Source organism: Turicibacter sp. St.80E1, assembly GCF_059728495.1.
In genome coordinates this window covers 1,669,639-1,694,132 of the sequence record NZ_AP039386.1, presented here as the reverse complement: position 1 = coordinate 1,694,132, position 24,494 = coordinate 1,669,639, and the positions used below count along the sequence as shown (strand labels likewise).

Below are 24,494 nucleotides of genomic sequence, written 5' to 3'. Positions count from 1 at the left end.
TATAACTAAACCTGAGGCGAGGACGGCGTTCACCGCGAAAGAGTTCGACCGTATGCTTAGATAGATAAGTGGCTCTTTAAATAACAATGCTTTGGATGGTGGAACGTTATCTTTTAGGAGGAATAGGGTTAAATCTAAGATAGTTGTGGTAAAATAATAATAATTTAATAATAAAAAAGGAATGATATGATAAATGGAACAAGAAACTACCTTTATCCGAAATCACGGCTCACAAAATGTTTTAAGCGATTTGCTGATGTCGCTTGAAGAGTGCGAGAAATTTTATTTCACGGTGGCCTTTATGACATTTGGTGGGGTGCAATTATTGGTACAGAAGTTAAATGAATTAAAGGAACGTGGAGTTCACGGGAAAATTTTGACCTCTACTTACCAGCAATTTTCAGAACCAAAAGCGATTGAAAAATTACAGAGTTTTAAAAATATTGAAGTCCGATTATATGATGAGCCTATAGAGGGAGGTTTGCATGCCAAAGGTTATCTTTTCATGAGAGGGAATTGGGTGGAGGTATATATTGGATCGTCTAATTTAACACCGAGTGCATTAAGGCAAAATATTGAATGGAACGTTAAATTAATCAAATCTGTTGAGGATGCGATGGTAAAGGAAATATTAGCAGATTACCAAACGCTCTGGGAACGTGCGGGGATTTTAACTGAGGAAAAGCTTGAAAAATATCGACAAAGCTATCAAAAATATCAACTATTTAAAAAAGAAAATGTGATGGAGATAGACCACGTCGCCAAAAGTGAAATTCCTCAACCTAATTCGATGCAACAACTTGCGATGGAACGTCTGCGTCGTTTACGTGAAAAGGGAGAGAGTAAAGCATTAGTTATTGCGGCTACAGGAGCAGGTAAAACGTATATGTCGGCGTTTGATGTGGCGCAAGTGAATCCAAATCGAATGTTATTTCTTGTTCATCGTGAAGATATTTTGTATCGGGCAAAGGAGACGTTTGAATATGTGCTAGGTAAAACGGGTAAGAAAATGGGGATTTATACCTCCAATGTTAAGGAGGTAGAGGCGGATTACTTATTTTCTACTGTCCAAACAATGTCCCGGCATTTTAAAAATTATGCAAGGGATTCTTTTGATTATTTGATTGTTGATGAGGCTCACCATATCGGGGGAGAAACTTATCAGCAGTTGTTAAATTATTTTACGCCAAAGTTTTTATTAGGGATGACGGCAACGCCCGAACGATGTGACGATTTTAATATTTTTGATTGTTTTGATGGGCACGTCGCGTTAGAAGTACGACTTCGTGATGCGCTTGAGCAACGTTTAATTGTACCCTTTCACTATTTTGGGATTCGTGATATCGACGGTGTTGATTTGAGTAATATTAAGGCAGACCAAATTCACGAATTAACTAAACGTTTAAAAGTAAATGAACGTGTTTCTTTTATTTTAGAGCAGATGGATTTATACGGGCATGATGGTCGCTATCGTAAGGGAATTGGTTTTTGCGCAAGTATTGAACATGCTGAGTATATGACGAAGAAATTTAATGAAGCATCAGTTCCGAGTGTCTGTTTAACGGGGAATCATTCTCCGAAAGAGCGCCAGGTGATGATGAATCGCCTAGCTTGCGATGAGGATCCTCTTGAAATGATTTTCACAGTAGATATTTTTAACGAGGGAATCGATATTCCGAGCATTAATACGGTGTTAATGCTTCGCCCAACGCAATCTCCGATTATTTTTATTCAACAGTTGGGAAGGGGACTGCGGAAAAATGAAGATAAAGAATTTTTAACGGTTCTTGATTTTATTGGAAATCATAAAAAGTCCTTTTTAATGGCAATTGCACTTAGTGGAGATCGTTTTTATGATAAGGATAGTTTAAAAGTAGCTGTGGCGACTAACTTTGCGGGACATTTAGGAGATAGTTTTGTCACTTTAGACGCAATTTCTAAAGAGCAAATCCTTAGTCAACTAGAGAACGAAAAATTTAATTCGATGATGTACCTCAAAGAAGCATATGCCGAGTTTAAGCGGATGAAACGCGGGCAGATTCCGTACATGTTATGTGATTATTTAGGGTGTGAGGGAGCCCCCGATCCGTTAGCTTTTGTCAAAAAATCTAAGACATATTTACAGTTTATTTATCAGGTAGAGAAGGATTTATTCTTAGAATCTGTACTAAGTCACGACACCTTTGTAAAGGTTTTAAAGGAGTGGTCATCTCAACTGCCATTAAAGAGACCTTATGAGTTTATTCTCATGAAATATTTGTTAAATCACCGGGAAGTGATGACATTAAACCAGGAACTAGCAACACGGGAAATTTTAAAATATGTGGATTCTGTTTCACCAACAAGTGTCACTCATGCCCTTGAATGCCTCGGACAAACCTATTATGATCTGAGTGATCAGGCTCAATATGTTCAAACATTTGATTGGATAGGTGGGACATTAGTGACCTTACCCGTTTTTAATCAATTACGATCAGTTCCGCATTTTAAAACTTACTTAGATGATGTGTTGACCTATGGTCTTGTTCGTTACCAGGAAGAATTTTCAACCGCTGATTATGGGGACCCTTTTTTAAAGCTGTATGAAACGTATTCTATGCGGGAGGTTGCTAAGGTGGCTAATTATAATAAGAAACATAGTGCCTTTCGTGGGAGCGGCTTGTTGACGTATAAGAATAATTTCTTTTTATTTGTTGAGTTGCATAAAGAAAAAGATATTAAGGAAAGCATTAATTATGATGATCGTCTGACGTCATCTCGGACATTTCAGTGGCAATCTCCAAATAAAACAACCCAGGAGTCTCCGCAAGGACAAAATTTAATTAAAAATGTAGAGCGTCAGATTCACCTGCATTTATTTGTAAGAAAATTTAAAAAACTTGATGGCGATGTTCAGCCGTATATTTATTTAGGAAAAGCCAATACCCTGTCAGCAAGTGGAAATAATCCAATTACTCTTCAACTAGAATTGGAACATGAAATTCCACCACAACTCTATCGCGAACTTAGTTATTAAATGAAATAGAGAGGATGGAGGGCTCATGAAAAATTAACGTTGCTAGCCTCAGTTATTTTGGGTGATTCCAAAAAACGAGGCTAGTGATGGATAAATAAAACGGCTTTTGTAGGTATGTAAAAAAACTAGACGTCCTTCTTATGGAAGGCATCTAGTTTTTTGTAAATTAGTTTGATGATATAAGAAAACAGAGAAAAATCTATTATTTAGGGGGGGGTTAGATTTCTCCTTGGATTGATTTTATTATAGCATATTTTCCACCATTTTCAAGCATCCTTCTACATTTTTTGAGAAAAATAGAGAGAGTTTCCAATGAAAATGATGGAGAGTGTAAGCGATGGGCTAAATGAAAAGACTCTATTCGATTTATTCGAAATAGAGTCTTTTCATTTAATTGTTTAAAAGTCGTTTTACGGCCGGAATATCGGCAGGTGCCCAACGGAGTTTTTCGAGTTGATCGACGTCTACCCACATGAGTTTAGCGTGTTCTTTGGCGATAGGGGTTCCCGAAATTAATTGGCAATCGATCGTTATGAAATGAACAATCAAATTCTCATACTCATGGAAATAGTTGTCTCTTAACTGTAAGGGTTCAATCACGCAATTTAATTCTTCTAAGATTTCACGACGAATGGCTTCATTAAAGGTTTCACCCGGTTCAACTTTACCGCCCGGAAATTCCCAATAGTTTGGGAGTGACATTTGAGGTGAACGAAGGGCGCACAAAATCTGGTTATGTTCATTTTTGATAATGGCAGCGACGACAGGTATAGTTTTTTTCAACGGTTATCAGCTCCTCTTATGCATGATTAGTCAAGGTAAGGCAATCCATTGGCATCGAAGGTAAATCCTTCTCCAAGTGTTTCATAAACATGGCTCACACTCACAAAGGCCTGAGGATCAATGGTATAAATTATTTCTTTGAGTGAATTGAGCTCACGCTTATTAATAATTGTTAAAATAATTGTTTTTTCGGTTTTATTGTAAGAACCCATTCCATGAATAAAAGTAGCTCCTCGAGACATTTTTTGATGGATGGCATCGGCAATATCTTGGTAGGCATCTGAGATAATGAGGACTTTATGTCCCGCTTGAAATCCTTCTTGAAAGCGTTCGATAATTTTTGAGGCGATATAAAGCCCAAGAATGGTATAAATAGCGTTGGTAAATGATAGAAAGATAACTAATGAAATCCCGATGACAATAGCGTCAAAGGTAAACATCGTGCGCGCCATTGGAATCCCTAATTTATCTTTTATAATTTTGGCTATAATATCGACTCCTCCCGTGGTTCCCCCAGCGTTAAAAATAATGCCAAGCCCTGTCCCAATTAGAACCCCCATTCCTATTGAGGCGATAATCATATCGTTGGGTAGTGGGGGAATAATATGCCCTAATGATTCAAATAGGCTTAAGAAGAGAGAGAGCATACATGTTCCATAAATGGTTAACCAAAAACCACGTTTTGTAAATTGACGGTAGCCAATAATGAGCATTGGAATATTTAGTAGAAGATTGCTAACTCCAGTACTAATTCCAAATAAATGATAAAGAATAATTGTAATTCCAGTAAATCCCCCTTCGGCCATTTGATTGACAATGGCGAAATTAACGACTCCTAATGCCATGAGTGCTGTTCCAATCGTAATAAAAAATAGTTGTTTTAAGAGTTTGAATGACATGTGAGCGACCCCTCCTTGAATGAATAATTTAATGATTATTATAGCAAAATTTTCTAAAATATACAATTATCGTGATTTTTAGGTCAAGGAATTTGACAATTTTTTGACGAATAGACGTGATATGGCCCAATAGACCTTAAAGATAAAGGACCTTATGTTGGCTACACAGCCGGGGGTGGTTGCAGAAGTTAAGTTTAAAAAAGAGGGCAAAGTTCGGTGAAATGAACTTCGTTTTTAAGCAGATAAATGTGTGGTCTCGTGTTAGTAAGGGGGGTGTAGTAAGCCCATCTAGTGTTGAATAATCCTTTGGTTTACGGCGAGGTTGTGTATTGAGTGGCAAATAGGAGGTGCGCTTTATTTTAGTCAGCTTATCCTTTGGATGTGGCACAACGGTTTATACGGGAATTAATATTTTTTCTTAACAACGGATGAAGTTATCACACTTTTTATGATTTGCAATACAATAAAATAGGCAAATAAAGGAGTGATAAGATGAAAAGAGTTGTTGTCGGTGGATTAGAGGGAAGAATGGGAAGTTTTCTCGTTGAGGCATTGAAAGTTGAGGAAGATATTACGTTAGTTGCCGGTGTGAGTGAAGTGGAGTGTCTAGAAGGGGAAACCCCTATTTATAACGATATAGATAAGGTCCTTGCAGAGGTGGATTTTGATGTTTATATTGATTTTACGGTTTATACCTTTGCAAAGGAAGCGGCAGAAAAGATGTTAAAGGCTGGAAAATCTATTGTTATCGGAACGACGGGCTTTAACAAAGAAGATGTAGATTATTTGAAAGAAGTGGCGAAGGAGTATGGTGGAAGGGGGGTTATTGCGCCTAACTTTTCTGTCGGTGCGATTTTAATTAATAAATTTACGGAGATTTGTTCGCATTACTTTGATAACTTTGAGATTGTGGAGTATCACCATGTGAATAAGAAGGATCAGCCTTCAGGAACGGCAACCTACATTGCAAATACCCTTGATTGTGCATTAAAACGTAAATTAGCTTCTACGCATGTTCATAGTGTACGTATGCCTGGTGTCTTGGCAAAACATCAAGTTTTGGTAAGTGATGAATATCAAACGCTTGAGTTGATTCATCAGTCGAATAGTCGTCATTCATTTGAAAAGGGAATTATTTTAGCTATTCGTAAAGTTGGTGAATTGGACGAACTTGTTTATGGATTACAACATTTATTAGATTAAACCTTCCGAGCGAAGGTTTTTTTATGATAAAAAGTTGATTATAAGCTTTAATCTTCAGTATAATAAGAAGAGTATAAATTTGAGATGGAGTGTGTGTCATGGACTTGTTAGCAGCTGGTACGAGTGTTTTAGAAACGTTGAATGGGGCGGGATATGAGGCCTATTTTGTTGGAGGAATGGTTCGGGATCGGTTAATCGGACGTCCAATCTACGATGTTGATATTACGACCTCTGCCACGCCTGATACGGTCATGTCATTATTTGATAAAACAATAGCAACTGGTTTGCAACATGGGACAGTCACAGTGATGATCGGGAAGATCCCCGTTGAGGTCACAACGTTCCGAGTGGAAAGCCACTATATTGATTATCGCCGTCCGAAGGAAGTGCGTTTTACTCGCTCATTAGATGAGGATTTGAGACGTCGCGACTTCACGATTAATGCCATTGCGATGGACCGAGAAGGTCAGCTCCTAGATCCCATTGGAGGGCGAGAGGATCTTGAAAAATCGTTAATTGTCTGCGTAGGGAAACCAACTGAGCGGTTTCAAGAGGACCCTTTAAGAATTTTACGTGGAATACGCTTTGTTTCTAAGCTTGGTTTTTCATTAGAAGCTGAAACATTAGCTGCAATGATTGAAACGAAAGAATTATTACAACAGATTTCCATGGAAAGAGTTAAAAAGGAACTAGAAGGCATGGTGAAAGGGGACTTTTTTCAAAAGGCGATGAATGATGCCTATGAAATGGATTTAATGTCAGTCATCCCGTTTTTTAATGGCTTAAATAAATATCGACAACGTTGCTATGAAGCAATCACACATCCTATTATATTGTTTGCATTGGCTGGATTAACATGCGATAATTTAGCTGAATATTTAGCGGCCTGGCCTTTTTCACGGGTAGAACGCAAATGTATTGAGGTATTATGTCATGCCCTGAATCAGGAGGTAGACCCTACTTATTTTACTTATTTATATGGGGAAGAGTGGGCAAGGTTTTACCATCAAATGAAATTATTTATCCATCAGGAAAACGTTCCGTATCAGGTGGTTGATTTACCGATTAGTGATCGCCGCGAATTGTTGATTAGTGGAAAGGTGATTGCTGAGGTGATTCAGCGTCCGAAGGGACCGTGGATTCAGGAACTATTAAGGAAAATAGAGTATTTAGTTGTAATGAATCAATTGAAAAATGAGAAAGAAACGTTAATTCAGTATATAAAGAATGAGATGGAGGAAGCTGATGATGAATAAAAAAAATAAGTGGTTAAAAAGAGCTGTCCTTTTAATTGTTGTTTTGCTTGCGATAGGTGTGATTTCGTTTGCTTCGTATGTTTTACAATATGATAAACAGTTACTGACCTATCAGGAGTCCTTATCTAAGCTACCGGAAGTTAAAAAGGTATTAGAAATATCGCAATATAACGGCGAAGAGCAGTATTATGTCGCGAAGGTTCAGTTGACATCAGGTAAGGATTATTATTATTTTATTAAAGATAATACCGTTAAGTTAAGCTGTGAGACGAAGGATTTAATGACGAAAAAGCAAGTAGAGGAAAAAGTAGCGAATGTTATCGATCAGGGTGTGATTAAACATTACTATTTAGGTGTTTATGGTGAGACACCGATTTATGAAGTTCTTGTGACGAATGATAAAGGTGATTTTTATGTCATTTTAGATGCGAAAACATCAGAGGTATTATTACAATTTAAGGCGAAATAGGAGCGGTTGTGGTGTACGGATTATGGAAAGATAATTTACTTGATTTTAATACGTTATTATTAACAACTTATAAAGAATTAGGATTGAACGAGCAGGAGTATGTGTTGTTAGTGTTGCTCGCTCGCTTACTAAAAACAAATCCTTCGGGCTGGACGTTTAGTGATATTTCAACACATATGACGATTGATGAGGCAAATTGCTCGGTGTTATTTATTAATCTTGTTGAAAGACAGTATATTACAGTGAGTAGTAAAATGGATGAGCGAGGGAAGCGGTTTGAGGAATACTCGATTGCCCCTCTGTTTGAAAAGATAGAGACGTTATTAAGACAACAAAAGACGCAAGCTACATCTACCCAACGTGAAGAAATTTTTAGTATGATTGAACAGGAGTTTGGGATTTTAAGCCCGTTAGACATTGAAACCATTCATCTTTGGATGACAGAGGATAATTTTGACCCGGAGTTAATTAAGCTAGCTATTCGGGAAATGAATTCTTATCAAATTAAATCAATCCGTTATATTGATAAAATTTTGCTGGATTGGAAGAAAAAAAATATTAAAACAGTAGAAGAGGCTAAACGACAATTAATCGCCTTTCGTCAACGTAAGCAATCATCGATGACGACAGAAACTCAAACGGTTTCTGTTGATCCCAATTTTTATTATGATTGGATGAACGAGTAAAGCTAAAGGAGTACATTATGGTATCGAAGAAAAAAGCAGCAGAAATGATAGATGTGATGGAAGAATTATTTCCAGATGCCCATTGTGAGTTGAATTTTACGAATGAATTTGAATTGGTCCTTGCTGTGTTACTATCAGCTCAAACGACGGATAAAAGTGTAAATAAACTAACGGCGCAATTATTTCAAAAATATAAGACACCTGAAGATTATTTAGAGGTGACGCTTGAAGAGCTTGAACAGGATTTAAGGACGATTGGGCTTTATCGAAGTAAAGCAAAAAATATTCAGGCGTTATGTCGTTTGTTAATTGAGGAATATCAAGGCGTTGTCCCGCATATATTTGAAGAGTTGGTAAAGTTACCGGGTGTGGGGAGAAAGACGGCTAATGTTGTACTATCTGTTGGTTTTAATGTTCCACGAATAGCGGTGGATACACATGTGGAACGGGTATCAAAGCGATTGGGATTCGCCAAAGCGGATGATACGGTATTAGAGGTGGAACATAAATTGATGAAGTTAATTAAAGAGGATCGTTGGTCTAAGTCACACCATTTAATGATCTTCTTTGGCAGATATCATTGTACGGCCAAAAATCCTAAATGTGAAACCTGCCCACTCTTTACAAATTGTAAGGAAGGGAAGAAATTAATAAAGAAGGCAAAATAAAAAGGACTCCATGAATGTAGTGAACCCCAAAAGTTGAACTTAATATTATGCAGCTAATTGGCTGGTACGAATTCGGTATTTGACTGGACTCATACCAGCCAATTTTCTTTTAATTCGTTTATGATTATAGTAGTAGATATAGTTTTCAATGGCTTCTTTTAACTCCTCATAGGTTTTAAATGTCTTTCCATAGTACATTTCTTGTTTAAGGATTCCAAAGAAGTTTTCCATCGGTGAATTATCTAGACAATTTCCTTTTCGTGACATACTTTGAAAAATTTTATGTGTTTTTAATGCTTTAACCCATTTTTGATGTTGATACTGCCAACCTTGATCGGAATGAAGGGTTATTCTATATTTTGCTTGTTTGAGAATAGGTAGGACCTGATTCAGAGATTCCATGACAAAATTCAAGTCAGGTTTATGGCTCATTGAATAGGACAAAATTTCACCGGTTGCCATGTCCATGATTGGGCTTAAATATAATTTCTTTCCTTCCTGCGTTTTAAACTCAGTCACATCTGTTGTCAATTTCTGATACGGATAAGGGGTATTAAATCGGCGGTTAATTCGATTCTTAGCCACTGTTCCAACAGTTCCTTTATACGAACGATATTTACGTGATTTATGACTAAACTTAACGCAAATAATTCCACGCTTTTTCATCAGACGATAGACTTTCTTATGGTTAACCCGATGACCTCGATGATGAAGCTCATCTGTGATTCGACGATAACCATAATTCTCATCATTTTCTTTAAAAATGCTTAAAATAAGATTTTCAAGTTCTTGATCTGGATTCTCTTGCGCCATCTTTTTAACCCAATAATGATAGGTTGATTTAGGAAATTTTGTGACCTTTAAAATATCACTTAATTTAAAATTAGCCGTTAATTCTTGGATGATTCTTGTCTCGATTTGATTCTTTGGTTCCATGGCGTAATCCCATGGGCGTGACACTTTTTTAAGTATTCATTCTCAATTCTGAGTAATTTAATTTCTTCTTCTAATTGTTGTTCACGTGTTAAAGTTTTCGGTTGTTTAGATGCTTTTAATTTTGGCATAGGGCTTTGAGACCCTCCTTTCGGTTTAAGTAATGCCTCTACACCGCCTTTTAGAAACGTTGCATTCCAATTCGCAATCGTTCCTATATCTGATATTCCAAAATGAATAGCAGTTTGGCTATATGAAGCACCTGTTGTCTTGATATAGTTTAATACATTTAATTTAAATTCTCCAGTATATACTTGTTTTTCTTTTGGTTGTAATCCGTTTTTTCCTTCTTGTTTATACTGTCTAACCCATGTTTCAATTTGTGATTGACTTGGAATCTGATATTTCTTAGCAAGCGATCGATAACCTAAAGTCCCTTGTAAATATTCATTAACAATCCTTAATTTGAATTCTGGACTATATTTAGCCATAGAAAAAACACCCCTAACGTTAGATTTTTTAGTCTAACATTTGGGGTGCACATCAGAAAGGAATCCTTTTTATTTTATTTAATTAGTCTGTTGAGTCATCATTTTCAGGAAATCCTAGAATGCCTGAGTTCTCATCATCTGGAAGGTCATCAGGTGACTGATCGGGTGATTGGTCAGGTCCAGTACTTGGTGGCGGCGTTGTTGAATCATTGCCTTTAGGTCCTTTTGAAATAGTAATGGTTAAGGTTGAACCTGGGGAAATAGCCGATCCAATTCCAGGATTTGAACCAATATAAGCTCCTTTTGGTAATGTTGCATGGAATTCTTCTTTAATTGAGACATTGACTGAATTTAATGAAGCCCACGCTTGATACTGACTAATGAAATCAGACTCATTTTTAAAGTTTGGTACAACTAATTGAGCCGACGCGATGACAACACTTAATGTTTCACCTGGGAAAATTGTACCTGTTGCCGGAGAGGTTGAAAGAACAAGACCGGCATCTACTTCATTTGATGCTGTTTCCGAGTAAGAAACATTAACTCCATTTGTTGATGCCCATTCTTCAACTTGTTGTTTTGTCCAACCTTTCATATTAGGGATGGTCACAGGTTTTGAGCAATTTTCACAGTTGATTGTAATAGAATTAGAGTTTTCACTTGTTAGGGCACCTGAATTTTCGTAACGTGCACGAATGTAGAAATCCTTGTAGCGTGCCATATCACCAATTGAAACATTATCAATTGTTAAGGCATTACTTGTGGTTGAACCTAGTAAGACTTCACTACCAGCGTAATCTCGTGCATAAACATCATAAACTGTTGCTCCGATAATCTGAATTTGTTTTAGCATCATGCGCAGTTCAGATTCGGTTGGATTTAATTTAGGCATCTGACTAATATTCGTTGCCTTTGTTGCTAAACTTGCGGCGTTAGCAATCTGAGAAGTGATTTCAGAGGTTGAAAGTGTATATCCTTTGATATGGTCCCATGAAAACTGAAGAGCTGAACCTGTATAAGAACCTGCAAAGTTTTTAGGGGTACTTAATTGTTGGAAACGAGTAGATGTTCCCTTAGGTCCATGTCCTTTAATAAATAACTCAGATGAAATATATTGACTTGGTGTAAATTTCGATGGCGATTGTACTTCACCGTCTTTATCACCACTTTCTTGCTCGATTGAATGGGATTGAATGCTGCTTGGACGCTTAGGTTCCTCATATCCTGCAGGATTTAAGTACTTCATCAATGTGTTGAAGACATACCATGGTTTAGATTGTGAGGATTGTGTAATGTATCCGTCTTTATTTTCATTAAATCCTGTCCAAATAGCGGCAGTATAGTAATTAGAATAACCAACAAACCATGAATCGCGAATGGCATTGTCAGGATATCCATATTTTGAACGTTCAGATGGATCAAGGTTTGTTGTTCCTGTTTTTCCAGATAAGTACATGCTACCGACATTAGCTGTTGTTCCTGTTCCCTCAGTCATAACGGTATGTAGCATATCTGTTAGTAAATAGGCTGTTTCCTCACTGATTGCACGATGAGATTCTTGGTCTGCCTTAATGACAGTTCCATCATTTGTAATAATTTTTTCAACTGTAATCGGCTCGTTATAGATTCCACCATTTCCAAATGTTGCATAGGCCGCTGCCATTTGAAGAGGCGAGTATCCTGTTGAAGCTCCACCGATGGCCATTGATTCATATAATGTTTCTTCATCGTTAAACTCAAATCCTAAGTTTTCAGCAAAGGCTTGAACATCTTTTGCTCCTACAGCATTAAAGGCTTTTACGGCAGGAACGTTTAATGATTTGTTAAGGGCATAACGGATTGTCATACGCCCTTGATATTCATGGTTATAGTTATGGACAATACGTCCACTTCCATCTTGATAGGTATATAATTCATCATCAAGTGTTGTCCCAGATCCCCATTTTAAATATTCGATCGCCGGTCCATATGCGAAGATGGGTTTAGCGGTTGAACCCGGTTGACGTTTTAATTGTGTCGCAAAGTTAACTCCACGCTCTACGCCTTCTTCATTAACGCCACCACCAATCGCACGAACTTGTCCGGTTTGGGTATCCATAAAAACAATTCCTGATTGAACATCTGTTGACTTAGCTAATCCAGTTGCCGACCAATCAACATACTTGTTAGAGTTTTGGATATCGTAAACAAGTGATTGCGCCTCAGGGTCTAAAGTCGTGTAGATTTGAAGACCAGAGTAAGGGTCTAAATCATATTTGTTTTCGATTTCATTTAAGACGGCATCAATGAATGACTGATACTTCGTATTATCGAATTCATCTGATTTATGATAAACGAGCATATCAGTAATCGGTTCAGCAGCAGCGAGATTTGCTAAGTCTTTTGTGATATAACCGTGCTTAACCATTAATTTTAAAACGATATCGCGACGTTTTTCTGCCGAATCGGCATAGCGGTCAGGACGGTAATTTTCAGGTGCCTGTACAAGCCCTGCCAATGTTGCGGCTTGAGAAAGGGTTAAATCATTTGCTGTTGTCCCAAAATAGTATTCTGCCGCTTTTTGAATCCCATTGATTCCACCCCCGAAAGGTGAATAATTTAAATAGGCTTCAATGATTTGTTCTTTTGTTAGTTGTTTTTCAATTTTAATAGCTAGGTATAATTCTTTGATTTTACGATCAATACTTTTTTCACTTGTTAAGTGTGTTTGCTTAATTAGCTGTTGTGTTAATGTACTTGCACCTTGATCAAAATCACCCGATTGAAGGTTTCCGATGAGGGCGACTAGGAAACGTTGCCAATCGGCACCTGAATGCTCATAGAATTTTGAATCCTCTGTTGCAATAATTGCATCAATTAACACAGGAGAGATATCTTGGTAGGAAACCCATTCACGCTTTTGGATTCCGAGCTCATCGATAATATTTCCGTCCTTATCATAAATGATTGTTGATTCTGTTGCATAAATTTTTGATACATCGAGTTCAGGAGCTGTCTCAATTGTTTTTATGAGAATAAAACTCCCGATCATCATGGCAGCAATTCCCCCTAGCAGCCCCACTAATATAAAGGATTTAAATATAGTCCCAATTGCTTGGAGCAGGGTGAAGGAAAATTTACCTTTGTTTTTCTTCATCTAAGTCACCACCTTATAGTATTATAAGAAAAGTTCTTCAACTACTTTTAAGTAATCAATTCGTGGAAAAGCTCCTTCAGGAATCATCGTTCCATATTGCGCAAATTCTTTCCGAGAAATAGAACGTCTACTACCTAATTTATATTCTTGCCAAAACGTTGCAAGGTTTTCACACGGTAGTAGATAAATTTCATTAAATTTTGCAAATTTTACGAGTAAAAAAGTTATCCCCCCATTTTTATTGACGGCCATCATATGATTTACTTGATGCTCGTGTAAATTCTGTAAAGGAAAGAGAGTAGCGTTTAAAGTTTCCTTGGCTTCAAAATCAATGTATTTCCCTTTAAAGACTCCATTGAAGTCTGTTGTAGAGGGCGTTCTAAAGTATGCCTCTGTAATGACAGCTGCTGCACGTTTAGGGTAATGAACTTTAACAATTTGAACAGGAGTCGGCTTTTTATGAATAACCGCCTTATTGGCTGCCAAATAATGTTCATTTGATTTTGTTAAATCATCTTCAAAAGACATTCCGCGCTTTCCAAATGAAATTGTTTTTTCGCTCGTACTCTTAAGTGTTGGTTTCTTTTTATGAGGATAATTTACCACAGAATTATACACCTCCTAACTCTATATCTTATCAAATAATAGGTAAAAAAGCTAATCTTTAATCAGATTTCATGTTTAATTCATACAATTTATAGACGTATTGTATTATTTTTACATTTGACAATTTCGTCTGTTTTTGACATAATGAATGTTATATAGCAATTGGGTAATTGCGCTGTCCTTTTGGATGGTGAGGAAAGTCCATGCTCGCACAATCTGAGATGATTGTAGTGTTCGTGCCTAACGAAACAATAAGTTAGGGCAGTTAATCATTAACTGACGGCTGGGAACGTACCTAAGTCTTTAGATAGGGTATTATTACCTTTAAAAGTGCCACAGTGACGATGTCGTTTGGAAACAAACGAAGTGGAACGGGTAAACCCCACGAGCGAGAAACCCAAATTTGGTAGGGGCACTCCTAAAGCAGAAATGAATGCATATGGGAGGTAAAGTGAAAACTTTACAGACAGATAATTACCGCCTGAGTACGAGGAGGCATCCGCTTGAGTACAACGGTACAGAACATGGCTTATAGATTGCTATTCATGTAAAAAGCACAACAATTAGTTGTGTTTTTTTTATTAATAAAATAGAGGGTTTATGTATGAATCGATGAATTTAACTAAACCTATGAAAAGGATTAAAGTTTAAACAGGGTCATCTGATGAACTGTTGGATAGAGAAAATAAACCATTCTTTACAAAAAAATACCTATATTTACTTTTTTATTAAATATAGGTATGCTATTATTAGTTTAGTTTGCTTATAAAAGGATGTTTGTGGGAGGTGCCAAGATGGATTTTTCAAATAAAGAAAGCAATCAACAATTAGCTGATTATTTGCGAGAACAACGACAAAATCAAAACCTTGACCTAGAAGAAGTATCTGCTAAAATTGGTGTTCCAATTCAGCATTTAAAAAGTATTGAGCAAGGTGATTTTGAACGATTTGATTCGTTTTATTTGAAAATGTATATTAAAAAGTATGCAACATATTTATCGTTGAATGTTGGGGAGTTGTATCAACAATTTTACGGAAATCAAATTCAAAAAGAGGTTGAGGTAAAAATTCATAAGCAACAGGTTGAAAGAAGAAATCAAAACCTAGGACGGATTGCGGGGGTTATTTGCGGTATTTTAGTCATCGGGCTAGGCATTTTTTATGTCGTTGATATGGTTAAAAGTGCAGAGCCGAAAGAGGATAAAAATATTGTAATTAATAATCCAAATTCTTCAACGTTACTTGAGGCTGAGAAGAAGGAAGATAAAGATCTCAGTGAAGAGAAACCATCAAAACAGGATGAAGCTCCTAAGGCTGAGGAACCTGTTGTGAATGAAACGGTGGATATAAAATTAATTTCTCAACAAAATAAAGAACTTGTTTTTGATGTGACAACCAAAAAAACTGAGGTAGATTTAAAGTTAGAATTTACCGCATCTTGTTGGTTGAGTATGACGCTAGGAACGCAGAATCTAATTCCAGGGGAAACGTATCAAGCGGGTGGAGTATTTGAGCATAAAGTAACGAATGATCAGTTTGGAACGTTAGAACTGAATGTCGGGGATGCAACAGCAGTTCGTGTTTTAGTTGATAATCAACCGCTTGAATTTCAACCATCAAGTCCGCATCAATATATAAAAATTAATCTGAAAACTGAGTAGGTGTGAGTATGAACTTAGCAAATAAGTTAACATTGTTACGTATTATTTTAATTCCATTTTTTATTGTGTGTTTCTATATTCCAAGTTTAATTGTCAACACAGTAGCTGTTAATAATTATTTAATTCCCTATGCGAACCTTTTAGGGTTAATTATCTTTTTATTAGCTGCAATTACTGATTTTATTGACGGTTATGTGGCGCGAAAATATAATATGATTACTGATTTTGGAAAATTTATGGACCCGTTAGCGGATAAACTATTAGTAACAGCAGCTCTTTTAGTTTTACTAGAAAATGGTTTGATTTCAGGATGGGTTGTCTTTGTTATTTTAGCTCGTGAGTTTATTGTAACAGGATTTAGAACCATTGCAGCTTCAAAAGGTGTTGTTATTGCAGCGGGATGGCTAGGGAAGATTAAAACGGTTGTTCAATTTATGATGATTTCCACTTTATTGTTATTAAATTATCCATTTGAGATTTTCAACTGGCCGGTGGATCGAATTTTCATTGCATTAGCTGTTGTCTTAACAGTTGCCTCAGGTGTTGAATATATCTACAAAAATTTACATATTTTCGATGAAGCGAAGTAAGATAGAACAAAAAAGCGAACAAGTTTTCGCTTTTTTGTTGCTTTTAGAGAAAAATTAGTTTATTATTAAAATAAATTAAAGGAATTTAGACCTAAAATGGGTATGTTAAAAGTAGATAGAAAAAATAAAACAGGATCTAGGAGGATATAGTTGATGAGTAATAATCGTGAAGCTGCGCTTATGCAAGCGTTGAAAAGTATTGAAAAGCAATACGGTAAAGGATCTGTCATGAAGTTAGGAGAAAAAACGGATACTCGAATAGAGGTTATTTCGTCGGGATCTTTAGCGTTAGACTCGGCCTTAGGTGTTGGTGGTTATCCTCGTGGACGTGTCATTGAAATTTATGGTCCAGAGAGTTCTGGTAAAACAACTTTTGCATTACATGCGATTGCAGAAGTACAAAAATCAGGTGGAACGGCAGCTTTTATTGATGCAGAGCATGCCCTTGATCCAGCTTATGCGGCAAAATTAGGTGTAGATACAGACGAGTTACTTGTTTCCCAACCAGATACTGGGGAACAGGCGTTAGAAATTGCCGAGGCTTTAGTTCGAAGTGGAGCTATTGATATTTTAGTTGTCGATTCAGTAGCGGCATTAGTTCCACGTGCGGAAATTGAAGGGGAGATGGGTGATTCGCATGTTGGATTACAGGCTCGCCTTATGTCACAGGCTTTACGTAAATTATCTGGAGCAATTAATACGACAAAGACAATTGCAATCTTTATTAACCAAATTCGTGAGAAAGTTGGAATTATGTTTGGTAACCCAGAAGTTACACCAGGTGGAAGAGCGTTAAAGTTCTATTCAACAATTAGACTTGAGGTGCGACGCGGTGAGGCGATTAAGCTTGGAACAGATATCGTCGGAAATGTTGCTAAGATTAAAGTTGTAAAAAATAAGGTAGCTCCTCCATTTAAAACAGTTGAGGTTGATGTGATGTACGGTGAAGGGGTATCTAAACAAGGTGAGATTCTCGATTTAGCGGTTGATTATAATATCATTGAAAAAAGCGGTTCTTGGTATTCTTATCGAGGAGAAAAGATGGGACAAGGACGTGAAAATGCTAAATTATTCCTTAAAGAAAATCCATTCATTATGGAAGAAATTGCAGACCTTATTCGAGCAGAATTGAATATTCCTACATCAGGACATGAGGAAATCATGATTGAGGAATAATAAAAAAGAGATAAATGAGTTGGGTAGACTCGTTTATCTCTTTTTCTATTGAAATTTACAGGGATTTATTGGCTCTTTGTCAAATCGTGTGGGTGAATAAAATCTATACATGTAATCAAGAGGAATTAGGCCATTCTTTAGACGGCTTGGTTCCTCTTCTTTTTTTGTTCAAAAGTGTATTTATGAATAATCAAAATTCTTGCTTTGAAATGGTAGAAACTACGGTATCCGAAGGCAATACGTTTAATGACTTTAATGTTATTGTTAATTCCTTCGAGTACTCCATTGGTATAAGGAGTTTCGATAGTATTTTTGACATAATCTTGATAATGAGTGAGTGTTTTTAAAGCTGTTTTCATTTCGTGTGAAAGCAGGTCAGAGGGGTGTTGAATGGCATGATGAAATATTTCAAGGTTACGAAGTTTAATAGCCTGTTGGACAGTTTGGTAGAAATCATAAGTCTCCTTTAGTTCAGGGTCTAGGGCTAATAAAAAGTCAATAATTTCTTGTTGAGAGATCATCTTTTTGAAGCAGTTGGAATAGAAGTAATGAGTGGCATTAAGATCTTCTTGGGCTTTTAAGAGAAGTCGCCAATAATGTTTGAATTTATTATAAAACTCTTTATTTTGATTCATGAAACGAATGCGTGTTTTATTAAGAGCACGAGAGACTAGTTGAACGATATGAAATTTATCTAAAACAATCTTAGCCTTAGGGAATACCTCTTTAATGAGTGTCATATAAGGGGCGTACATGTCAATGACGACGTGGGTTACACCTTCACGAGCTGCTTTAGAAAATCGCATAAAGTAAGTCCTTAGTGTACTTAAGCGACGGTCTTCAACGATATCAATTAGCTTTCCATTGGACGCATCACAAAAAATGAAGGACATTGCTCCGTTCCCTACCAATGGAGGATACATGCTTCGCATGGCAGGTGACCCTCGGCCGATTTAACCGACTTAAACTCGTCAAAACAAAGAACTTTTGGGAGAGAATTAAAGGGAAGCGGCTGTTCTTCATAGGAAGAATGAATGACGCGGTTAACGGTTGAATGAGAAACGTTAAGCTCACGTGCAATATCTGTTTCGGATTTCTTATGACTAGCTTCTAAAAAGATGGCTTGTTTTACGGGAGTGGAAATAAAACAATTAGGGTTAACAAGAGATGTTTCTAGGGTAAATGTTCGGACACAATGACGGCATTTATAACGTTGTTTTTTTAAGTCTAGATAAGCATCAAATCCGGAAATTTTGACTAGCTTAATACGTGAAGTTTTGAAGCCGTGTTTAATGATATTTGAGTCAAAAGAATGACCACAGTGGTAGCAATGAGTCGGTTGAAAAGAAAGAGTTCCCAAAATAAGTTTAGAACGAACATTCTTAATCTGAGTTTCGTGGATACAATTTTTTGAAAAAGTAATATTTTTATCTTTTAAATCAAGTAAAGTTGAGATACAATTAGTGTGAGACATAAACCCAATCCTTTCGTGTTGTTTTAGCCGATTACATTGTATAGGATTTTGGGGACTATGTCTCTTTTTTTGTCTTAATATTTATGGCAATCAAAAAGGTGTGAGTAATCCCACCCACACCAAATATTATAGAACCTTTATTTTTTCTTGAACAACTCCTTCACCAATTTTTGGTGTTAGTTTTGGTTAGATTGGGGTGGAATTCTTGACATGTTATTACAATAATATTAAAATAAAGAATGTAGTATTATATCATAATGCTAATTATCTTAAAACTATAGAGCCGTTAAATAGATCTATGGCGGATAATCGTATATCAAATAATTGGAGGTGGACTTATGTCACAAATTATCATCTCCATTTTGCTAGTAGGGATAGGGTTAGTTATTGGGTATTTTATGAGAAAAAAGGTGTATGAGGCTGAGTTAGAGAGAGCACAACAAACAGCTGCACATATTATCTCAAAATCTGAAAAAGAAGCGGAATCAAAGAAAAAAGAGGCACTTTTAGAAACAAAAGAAGAGGTCCAACGACTTAAAGTTGGTGCAGAACGTGACATTAAGGAGAAGAAGACGGAACTTGTACGCTTAGAGGAACGTTTAGTCCAGAGAGAGGAAACTATTGATCGCCGTATTTTGAATTTAGAGAAGCGTGAAATGGCACTTGAAAAGAAAGATGAAGCCATCGCTGAAAAACAACTCGAACTAAAAGAACTAGAAAGCAAAGTGGAAGAAACTTTAGAAGGGCAACGACAAAAGTTAATTGAAATCTCGGGATTAACCATGGATGAAGCCCGTGACATTATTTTTAAACAAGTTGAGGATGAGATGTCTCACGAGGTTGCGAAGTATATTAAAGAAGAGGAAGAGAAGGCGCGATTAGAAGCCGATAAAAAGGCGAAGGAATTAATTGTATTAGCCATTCAGAAATATGCTTCGGAACAGACAAGTGATTATAGTGTAAATGTTGTTAATTTACCTAGTGATGAAATGAAGGGACGTATTATTGGACGTGAGGGACGCAATATTCGTACGATTGAATCGTTAACAGGTGTGGATTTAATTATAGACGATACGCCAGAAGCGGTCGTTTTATCATGCTTTGATCCAATCCGACGTGAAATTGCTCGTATTACACTTGAGACCTTAGTTCAAGATGGGCGAATTCATCCAGCTCGAATTGAGGAAATCGTTGAAAAGACTCGTCGTGAAGTTGACTTGCGCATTCGCGAATATGGAGAAAATGCTGTATTTGAAGTTGGAATTGGTAAAGTTCATCCAGACTTGATGAAAATTTTAGGTCGACTTAATTACCGTACAAGTTATGGGCAAAATGTATTAAAGCACTCAATGGAGGTTGCATTTTTAGCTGGAATAATTGCTGCGGAGTTAGGGGAAGATGTTAAGTTAGCTAAACGAGCAGGATTATTGCACGATATTGGAAAAGCTGTTGACCATGAAGTTGAAGGTAGTCACGTTGAGATTGGAATAGAGTTAGCGACGCGTTATCGCGAACATCCAGTTGTCATCGATGGAATTGCATCGCATCATGGGGATCGTGAACCTCAAAGTTTAATTGCTGTCATTGTGGCAGCAGCCGATACATTATCTGCTGCTAGACCTGGAGCAAGAAGTGAATCATTAGAAAATTATGTGAAACGTTTGGAACAACTTGAAAACATTGCATGCCGTTTCGAAGGTGTTGAGAAGGCGTTTGCTATTCAAGCAGGACGTGAAGTTCGTGTCGCTGTTATTCCAGAACAATTAGATGATGTTCAAGCTCACCAAGTAGCTCGTGATATTCGTCAAACGATTGAAAATGAATTAGAATACCCTGGAAATATTAAAATAACAGTAATTCGTGAAACACGTGCTGTTGAAACCGCAAGATAACGAATAGGTATTAAATGGTGTAAGAGCTATTAATGGGGATTCATTAATAGCTCTTTACTATGTGTAAGGAAAGAATCATTTACGGTGTGTGTCTTAATCCTCGTTAGGCACACCCTAGTTAAAGAGATGTACCGATATTGGGATTTTTACTAGATGAACAGGGGACGCGGTGAACTTTAGATGATGTGGTGTCTTTTACGACCTCATGACGATGGGTTAAGATAGGGCTTTAAAATGTGGAAAGTAGCACGGGCTATTTAGAGAAATAAAAGAGTTTAACGAGTGATAGATCATTAACAACGAGTGAATTGACGACTAGAAAGGCGGATAACATGAAAATTTTATTTATTGGAGATATTTATGGATCGTTGGGACGAGAAATGATTAAGGAGAAACTACCTAAAATTAAGGAGAAATACAAACCTCATTTTATTATTGCTAATGGTGAGAATATTTGTCATGGAAAAGGGATTAATGAAAAGTACTATAAATTCTTACTTGAACAAGGGGTTAATGTTATTACGCTTGGAAATCATACATGGGATAATCGTTCGGTCTTTGATTTTATTGACGATACAGATAAATTGATTCGTCCGGCTAATTTTCCAGATTCTAACCCGGGTAAGGGGTTAACTTTTGTTAAGTTTAATGCCTACGAGGTAGCGGTAATTTCTATTCAGGGGCGTACTTTTATGCCGATGAGTAATTGTCCATTTGAAAAGGTAGATAAGTTGATTGAAGAGGCTAAAAAGCGCACGAATATTATATTTGTTGATTTTCATGCAGAGGCAACAAGTGAAAAGGTAGCGATGGGGTATTTTTTAGATGGACGTGCTAGTGCCGTTGTCGGGACGCATACCCATGTGCCAACGGCAGATGAGCGAGTTTTAGCTAAAGGAACGGCCTATATTACGGACGTTGGAATGACTGGACCTTTAGACGGAGTAATTGGGGTTGAACGTGAAAATGTTATTAATAAGTTTATAACAGGGCTTCCTATTCGTTTCAATGCTCTTGAACAAGGAGCGGCACAACTAAATGCTGTCTTAGTAGATATTAACGAAAAGACTGGGAAAGCTACTGCAATTGAGCGTATCAATTTGAAAAAAGAATCTGCTTTTTAAAAAGTAGTCATTTAATTACTTTAAAGTAGTCATTTAATTGTTTTTGCGTGCATAGAATGTCTGTGTAAAACAAAAACAGAGGGGGACTACTATGGAAGTATTAAAAGTATCATCAAAATCAAATCCAAATTCAGTTGCGGGAGCATTAGCTAATGCATTTCGTGAGAGAGGGCTTGTTGAAATTCAAGCAATTGGGGCAGGAGCATTAAATCAAGCAGTGAAGGCTATTGCTATCGCTCGAGGATATGTAGCTCCAACAGGTAAAGATTTAATTTGTATTCCAGCGTTTACGGATATCTTAATTGATGGAGAAGAACGCACGGCGATTAAATTAATTGTGGAATCACGCCAGTAGCGAAAAAGCTAGTACCTTATGAGGTGCTAGCTTTTTTTTATGTGTCAAAACGGGTGGTTTACATTAGTTGATTATTTGATAGGATGTAATGTATAATAGACAAAGTGACTCAGGTTTTGTCACATAGCGAATGAAGTTGATGAATAAATCTTTAAATATAGGTGATAAAAATGAACGAACAACAAAAGGAATTATCGTTACAAGCAAATACGCAAAAAGGGGAAAAGGACTATAGCCGTTATTTTCAACGTCCAAGCATTAAAGATGCTCGTAAGCGTAGTCGTGAACAGGCACATGTCCACCGTGATTTTGCCATTGAAGAATCAATTAAAAACATTGGACAAGGGAAAAAGTATTTAATTCAAACTTATGGATGTCAGATGAACGAACATGATTCTGAGGCTATTATTGGAATTGCAGAGGAGTTAGGATATACAAAGGCTAACTCTCATGAAGAGGCGGATTTAATTATTTTAAATACGTGTGCCATCCGTGAAAATGCTGAGAACCGTGTTTTTGGTGAGTTAGGGCGTTTAAAACCATTAAAACGAACAAATCCGGATTTAATATTAGGAGTTTGCGGATGTATGTCGCAAGAAGAAAAAGTCGTGAACCAAATCATGGAGAAACATCAACATGTCGATCTTGTTTTTGGAACACACAATATCTACCGCTTACCAGAATATATCCATAATGCCTTAATGGGGAAAGAGCGTGTCATTGAAGTGTGGTCTCAAGAAGGGGAAATCATTGAGAATATGCCACGTACTCGTCAAGGGCATACTAAGGCATGGGTAAATATTATGTATGGTTGCGATGAGTTCTGTACATACTGTATCGTTCCTTACACACGCGGTAAAGAACGAAGCCGCTTACCAGAGGATATCATTGCTGAGATTAAGCACTTAGCGGAAGAAGGATATCAAGAAGTAACCTTACTTGGACAAAATGTTAATGCCTATGGGAAAGACTTTAAAGACCATGAATACACATTTGGTGATTTATTAAATGACTTACATGAAATTGACATTCCACGTATTCGTTTTACGACATCTCATCCACGTGATTTTGATGAAAAGACGATTAATGCATTAGCAAAACGTGGAAACTTAATGGAACACATTCATTTACCTGTTCAGTCAGGAAATAATGAAGTGTTAAAACGTATGAACCGTAAATATACACGTGAGATGTACTTACAATTAGTACGCGACTTAAAAGCAGCTATTCCAGGGGTATCAATTACAACGGATATTATTGTTGGGTTCCCTGGGGAAACAGAAGAACAATTCCAAGAGACTTTATCATTAGTTGAAGAAGTAGGTTATGAAGGGGCCTTTACATTTATTTTCTCACCACGTGAAGGAACACCTGCTGCGAAAATGGAGGATAATGTTTCTGAAGCTGAGAAAAAGGATCGTTTAAACCGTTTAAATGAGGCTATTAACCGAGGATTCCGTGCAGGAAATAAACGATTCGAAGGTCAAATTGTAGAAGTTTTAGTTGAGGGAACAAGCAAAAACGATGATACAATGTTAGCAGGTTACACTCGTCATAATAAACTCGTTAACTTCAAAGGTGATGAGAAAAAGATTGGTCAAGTTGTTAAGGTTAAAATTACAGAGGCTAAAACATGGCACTTAACTGGGGAAATGGTATCGGATGATAGTATTAACTAATTTACCGTCTTTTGAGCGCTTGAGTGAAAAATTAGCGAATGATCCTGTGATTGAGCGATATGTTATGCTAACTAAAAAAGTTCATCAAAATAAAAAACTACTCGCCATGTATGACGAGTATATAAAGAAACAAAAGGAAGTTATAAAGTTTGACCATTATGGAAAATCTAATGCCAAATCTCAAAAAGAGAATGAGTTAAAAGCGTTAGAGGAGGAACTTTATAACCATCCTCTCTTTAATGAATATATTCAAATCCAAATTGAGTTAAATGAACTCTTTTCGACGATGGCTCATATAATACAGTATAAGGTTAATAAACATCTTAGTGAATAGCTAAGATGTTTTTAATTTTAGGATGAATGAGGATAGGAAGTAAGACAAATACACTTTTCCTAC

22 protein-coding genes and 1 other RNA gene are annotated in these 24,494 nt (G+C 36.8%); 15 read left to right on the top strand and 8 right to left on the bottom strand.

Features of this window, described 5'->3' with window-relative positions; translation table 11 throughout:
• The first annotated feature begins 193 nt into the window (after positions 1-193).
• Positions 194-3,016, top strand: a complete 2,823-nt coding sequence (locus AC6I0I_RS08195; protein WP_262953872.1) for a DUF3427 domain-containing protein — start codon at positions 194-196, stop codon at positions 3,014-3,016.
• A 390-nt stretch (positions 3,017-3,406) separates the two neighbouring features.
• On the opposite strand, the gene AC6I0I_RS08190 is transcribed toward AC6I0I_RS08195, so the two are convergent.
• Together AC6I0I_RS08190 and AC6I0I_RS08185 are read right to left on the bottom strand one after the other, a co-directional pair.
• Positions 3,407-3,799: a (deoxy)nucleoside triphosphate pyrophosphohydrolase gene (locus AC6I0I_RS08190; RefSeq protein WP_161832651.1), complete on the bottom strand. Its 393-nt coding sequence runs from the start codon at positions 3,797-3,799 to the stop codon at positions 3,407-3,409.
• Between the two features lie 26 nt (positions 3,800-3,825).
• Complete coding sequence (locus AC6I0I_RS08185) at positions 3,826-4,698, bottom strand: YitT family protein (RefSeq protein ID WP_161832652.1); 873 nt, start codon at positions 4,696-4,698, stop codon at positions 3,826-3,828.
• 492 nt (positions 4,699-5,190) lie between these two features.
• On the opposite strand from AC6I0I_RS08185, the gene dapB reads away from it, so the two are divergent.
• The 5 genes from dapB to nth all read left to right on the top strand — a co-directional run bounded on the left by dapB (position 5,191) and on the right by nth (position 8,980).
• A complete protein-coding gene (gene dapB, locus AC6I0I_RS08180) occupies positions 5,191-5,901 on the top strand; it encodes a 4-hydroxy-tetrahydrodipicolinate reductase (RefSeq protein WP_161832653.1) in 711 nt (236 codons plus the stop codon).
• Positions 5,902-5,999: 98 nt separating this feature from the next.
• Positions 6,000-7,157 (top strand): CCA tRNA nucleotidyltransferase, encoded by a 1,158-nt coding sequence (locus AC6I0I_RS08175; protein WP_161832654.1) that lies wholly within the window; start codon positions 6,000-6,002, stop codon positions 7,155-7,157.
• Positions 7,147-7,626 (top strand): hypothetical protein, encoded by a 480-nt coding sequence (locus AC6I0I_RS08170; RefSeq protein WP_262950434.1) that lies wholly within the window; start codon positions 7,147-7,149, stop codon positions 7,624-7,626. Before AC6I0I_RS08175 ends, AC6I0I_RS08170 begins: the two co-directional genes overlap by 11 nt.
• An 11-nt stretch (positions 7,627-7,637) precedes the next feature.
• Complete coding sequence (locus AC6I0I_RS08165) at positions 7,638-8,312, top strand: DnaD domain-containing protein (protein WP_262950435.1); 675 nt, start codon at positions 7,638-7,640, stop codon at positions 8,310-8,312.
• Positions 8,313-8,329: 17 nt separating this feature from the next.
• The gene (nth, locus tag AC6I0I_RS08160) at positions 8,330-8,980 is read left to right on the top strand and encodes an endonuclease III (RefSeq protein ID WP_161832657.1); all 651 of its coding nucleotides are present in this window, start codon (positions 8,330-8,332) and stop codon (positions 8,978-8,980) included.
• A gap of 45 nt (positions 8,981-9,025) precedes the next feature.
• Here nth and AC6I0I_RS08155 read toward each other — a convergent pair whose 3' ends face one another.
• From AC6I0I_RS08155 to recU, 4 genes are all read right to left on the bottom strand, one after another.
• Positions 9,026-9,916, bottom strand: coding sequence for an IS3 family transposase (locus AC6I0I_RS08155; protein WP_161832944.1), 891 nt, complete (start codon positions 9,914-9,916; stop codon positions 9,026-9,028).
• Positions 9,871-10,404, bottom strand: a complete 534-nt coding sequence (locus tag AC6I0I_RS08150) for a helix-turn-helix domain-containing protein (RefSeq protein ID WP_338617908.1) — start codon at positions 10,402-10,404, stop codon at positions 9,871-9,873. The genes AC6I0I_RS08155 and AC6I0I_RS08150 overlap by 46 nt, the downstream gene beginning before the upstream one ends.
• Positions 10,405-10,486: 82 nt before the next feature.
• Positions 10,487-13,540, bottom strand: a complete 3,054-nt coding sequence (locus AC6I0I_RS08145) for a PBP1A family penicillin-binding protein (RefSeq protein ID WP_262953847.1) — start codon at positions 13,538-13,540, stop codon at positions 10,487-10,489.
• Positions 13,541-13,561: 21 nt separating this feature from the next.
• Positions 13,562-14,146 carry a Holliday junction resolvase RecU gene (recU, locus tag AC6I0I_RS08140; protein WP_161832659.1) on the bottom strand — a complete coding sequence of 195 codons (585 nt, stop codon included), beginning with the start codon at positions 14,144-14,146 and terminating at the stop codon, positions 13,562-13,564.
• A gap of 158 nt (positions 14,147-14,304) precedes the next feature.
• Between recU and rnpB the strand changes: the two genes are divergently transcribed.
• The 4 genes from rnpB (at position 14,305) to recA (ending at position 17,573) form a co-directional block, all read left to right on the top strand.
• Positions 14,305-14,683: RNase P RNA component class B (gene rnpB, locus AC6I0I_RS08135), an RNA gene on the top strand.
• Positions 14,684-14,940: 257 nt separating this feature from the next.
• The gene (locus tag AC6I0I_RS08130; protein WP_161832660.1) at positions 14,941-15,807 is read left to right on the top strand and encodes a helix-turn-helix domain-containing protein; all 867 of its coding nucleotides are present in this window, start codon (positions 14,941-14,943) and stop codon (positions 15,805-15,807) included.
• An 8-nt stretch (positions 15,808-15,815) separates the two neighbouring features.
• Complete coding sequence (gene pgsA, locus AC6I0I_RS08125; RefSeq protein ID WP_161832661.1) at positions 15,816-16,397, top strand: CDP-diacylglycerol--glycerol-3-phosphate 3-phosphatidyltransferase; 582 nt, start codon at positions 15,816-15,818, stop codon at positions 16,395-16,397.
• 153 nt (positions 16,398-16,550) lie between these two features.
• Positions 16,551-17,573 carry a recombinase RecA gene (gene recA / locus AC6I0I_RS08120; RefSeq protein WP_161832662.1) on the top strand — a complete coding sequence of 341 codons (1,023 nt, stop codon included), beginning with the start codon at positions 16,551-16,553 and terminating at the stop codon, positions 17,571-17,573.
• A 137-nt stretch (positions 17,574-17,710) separates the two neighbouring features.
• On the opposite strand, the gene AC6I0I_RS08115 is transcribed toward recA, so the two are convergent.
• Together AC6I0I_RS08115 and AC6I0I_RS08110 are read right to left on the bottom strand one after the other, a co-directional pair.
• Positions 17,711-18,466, bottom strand: a complete 756-nt coding sequence (locus AC6I0I_RS08115) for an ISL3 family transposase (protein ID WP_338617909.1) — start codon at positions 18,464-18,466, stop codon at positions 17,711-17,713.
• 11 nt (positions 18,467-18,477) lie between these two features.
• Positions 18,478-19,047: a transposase family protein gene (locus AC6I0I_RS08110; RefSeq protein WP_338617910.1), complete on the bottom strand. Its 570-nt coding sequence runs from the start codon at positions 19,045-19,047 to the stop codon at positions 18,478-18,480.
• A gap of 338 nt (positions 19,048-19,385) precedes the next feature.
• Between AC6I0I_RS08110 and rny the strand changes: the two genes are divergently transcribed.
• From rny to AC6I0I_RS08085, 5 genes are all read left to right on the top strand, one after another.
• Complete coding sequence (rny, locus tag AC6I0I_RS08105) at positions 19,386-20,939, top strand: ribonuclease Y (RefSeq protein ID WP_161831941.1); 1,554 nt, start codon at positions 19,386-19,388, stop codon at positions 20,937-20,939.
• Between the two features lie 332 nt (positions 20,940-21,271).
• Positions 21,272-22,063 (top strand): TIGR00282 family metallophosphoesterase, encoded by a 792-nt coding sequence (locus AC6I0I_RS08100; protein ID WP_161831942.1) that lies wholly within the window; start codon positions 21,272-21,274, stop codon positions 22,061-22,063.
• 91 nt (positions 22,064-22,154) lie between these two features.
• Positions 22,155-22,418: a stage V sporulation protein S gene (locus AC6I0I_RS08095; protein ID WP_006785428.1), complete on the top strand. Its 264-nt coding sequence runs from the start codon at positions 22,155-22,157 to the stop codon at positions 22,416-22,418.
• A gap of 170 nt (positions 22,419-22,588) precedes the next feature.
• Positions 22,589-24,097, top strand: a complete 1,509-nt coding sequence (miaB, locus tag AC6I0I_RS08090) for a tRNA (N6-isopentenyl adenosine(37)-C2)-methylthiotransferase MiaB (protein WP_262953651.1) — start codon at positions 22,589-22,591, stop codon at positions 24,095-24,097.
• On the top strand, positions 24,081-24,431 hold the full coding sequence (locus AC6I0I_RS08085; protein WP_161831944.1) for a YlbF family regulator: 351 nt from the start codon (positions 24,081-24,083) through the stop codon (positions 24,429-24,431). The genes miaB and AC6I0I_RS08085 overlap by 17 nt, the downstream gene beginning before the upstream one ends.
• Positions 24,432-24,494 lie beyond the last annotated feature (63 nt).